Origin of the sequence: Mycobacterium sp., assembly GCF_049585075.1 — a bacterium.
Taxonomy (GTDB): domain Bacteria; phylum Actinomycetota; class Actinomycetes; order Mycobacteriales; family Mycobacteriaceae; genus Mycobacterium.
In genome coordinates this window covers 1-2199 of record NZ_JBAUZA010000298.1, presented here as the reverse complement: position 1 = coordinate 2199, position 2199 = coordinate 1, and the positions used below count along the sequence as shown (strand labels likewise).

The 2199-nt window shown below is 70.0% G+C and carries 2 protein-coding genes and 1 pseudogene; all 3 read left to right on the top strand.

What is annotated here, in order from left to right:
• Window positions 1-329, top strand: a 329-nt coding sequence (locus tag WB785_RS14505) for a ComEA family DNA-binding protein (protein WP_424080030.1), incomplete at its 5' end; no start/stop codon positions are given.
• Window positions 322-1875, top strand: a complete 1554-nt coding sequence (locus WB785_RS14500; protein ID WP_424080029.1) for a ComEC/Rec2 family competence protein — start codon at window positions 322-324, stop codon at window positions 1873-1875. The genes WB785_RS14505 and WB785_RS14500, both read left to right, overlap by 8 nt.
• A 34-nt stretch (window positions 1876-1909) precedes the next feature.
• Window positions 1910-2199, top strand: a pseudogene (locus tag WB785_RS14495) (DNA polymerase III subunit delta); the annotation flags it as partial.

Sequence of the window (2199 nt, the reverse complement as noted above, 5' to 3'; positions counted from 1 at the left end):
GCGACGGCGAGCAGATCGTCGTCGGCATCGCGCCGGTCAAGGGGCAGCCGCCGGTGCTGGGCAGCTCGGTGAGCTCCGGCTCGGCCGCCCCGGGCACGTCGGGCACCGCACCTCGCCCGGACAGACCGGCACGGCATGACGCGGTCAACCTGAACACCGCAACCGTGCAGCAGTTGGATGCCCTGCCGGGGATCGGGCCGGTGACGGCGGCTGCCATCGTGGCTTGGCGGGACGCCAACGGCAAATTCACCAGCGTCGATCAACTCGCCGAGGTCGACGGCATTGGCCCCGGGCGCCTGGAGAAGCTGCGCCCGCTGGTTTGTGTCTGAAACAGCCGCCGTGCGGCTGGATGCACGGCTGGTGCCGGCTGCATTGACCAGCTGGGCGGTCACCGCGGCGGGAATCATATGGCCGATCGGCAGCGTGGTCGGATCGATGTGTGCGATCGGGGGCGCGTTGGGCCTTGTTCTGTGGCGCATCGGGCACCGAAGCACACGGATGCGGGCCATCGGCGTCGCGGTTGTCGCCGTTGGTGTCGTCGGGGCAGGCTTCGGGTTTGCGATTGCGTTGCGCGCCACCGCAGTCGCTCGCCACCCTGTCACTGCGGTATTCGGAACGGCCGCGCAGGTAGTGGTTACACCCAGCGAAAGCGCACTGTCGGTGGGCTCGGGACAGTCAGGCCGGCTGATGTTCCGCGCCACCTTGCAGCAACTGGGACAGAACCGGATGTCGGGCCGCGTGGTGGTTTTCGCGCCGGCCCGCGACTTCAATGCGGTGATGGTCGGTCAGCCGCTGCGATTCCGGGCCAGAATCACCCGCCCCGCCCGACATGACCTGACGGTGGCGGTGGTGAACGCAGTCGGCCAGCCGACGATGGGCCGTGCCGGGCCGGTTCACCGCGTTGCGCACGCAGTCCGCGCGGCGTTCGCCGCCACCGCCCGTCAAGTGCTGCCCGCAGACCAAGCGGCGATGCTGCCGGCGCTGGTGCTCGGCGACACTTCGACGGTCAGCGCGATCACCAGCCGAGAATTCCGGGCCGCGGGTTTAACGCATCTGACAGCGGTATCCGGCGCGAATGTCACGATCGTGTGCGGAGCGGTGTTGTTCACGTCGCGGCTGATCGGACCGCGGGCGGCGGTGGTGCTGGCCGGCGTCGCGTTGGTGGTGTTCGTCATCGTCGTGCAGCCCACCGCCAGCGTGCTGCGCGCGGCGGTGATGGGCGCGATCGCGCTCGTCGGTGTCTTGTCTTCGCGGCGGCGACAAGCGATTCCGGGTCTCGCCGCCACCGTGTTGGTGTTGATGGTCACCGCGCCTCAGTTGGCCGTCGATGTGGGCCTCGCTCTGTCGGTGGTGGCGACGGCTGCGCTCGTGGTGATCGCGCCGATTTGGTCGCGGCGTCTTGTGGCGGGCGGCTGGCCCAAGCCGCTGGCGGACGCCGTCTGCGTCGCCTGTGCAGCGCAGTTGGTGACGGCTCCGCTGATCGCCGGCATCTCAGGTCGGGTCAGCCTGGTGGCCGCGGCGGCCAATCTCGCAGTGGCCGCGCTGATTGCGCCGATCACGGTGTTGGGCAGTGCCGCCGGCGCGCTGTGCTTGTTGTGGCCGGCCGGCGCGCAACTGCTGATCCGGTTCACCGGTCCTGAACTGTGGTGGGTGTTGCGGATCGCGCATTGGGCAGCCGCTGTGCCCGCCGCGAGTCTGCCGGTACCGTCGGGGATTTCCGGCGTGCTGGTGGTCGGCGCGACCGCCGTGCTGGCCGCGGTGTTGTGGCGGTGGCGCTGGTTTCGTGCCGGGATCGCGGTCGCGGCCGGCGGGCTGGTTGCCTGGTCGGTGTCGGGCCTGCTGGCAGGGGCCGGCGGCGCTGTCGGCCCGACATGACACGATCAACGTCGTGAGCCAGCAGGTTTCGGCAGTGCATCTCGTGCTGGGCGATGAGGAGTTGCTGGTCGAGCGCGCCGTCGCGGACGTGCTGCGGTCGGCACGGCAGCGCGCCGGCACCGACGATGTGCCGGTGAGCCGGTTGCGAGCCGGCGAGGTCGGCGTCTACGAGCTCGCGGAATTACTGAGCCCGTCGCTGTTCGCAGACGAGCGGGTGGTCGTCCTGGAAGCCGCCGGGGAGGCAGGCAAAGAAGCCGCGGAACTGATCGCCAACGCCGCCGCGGACATCCCGTCGGGCACCGAGCTGGTCGTCGTGCATTCGGG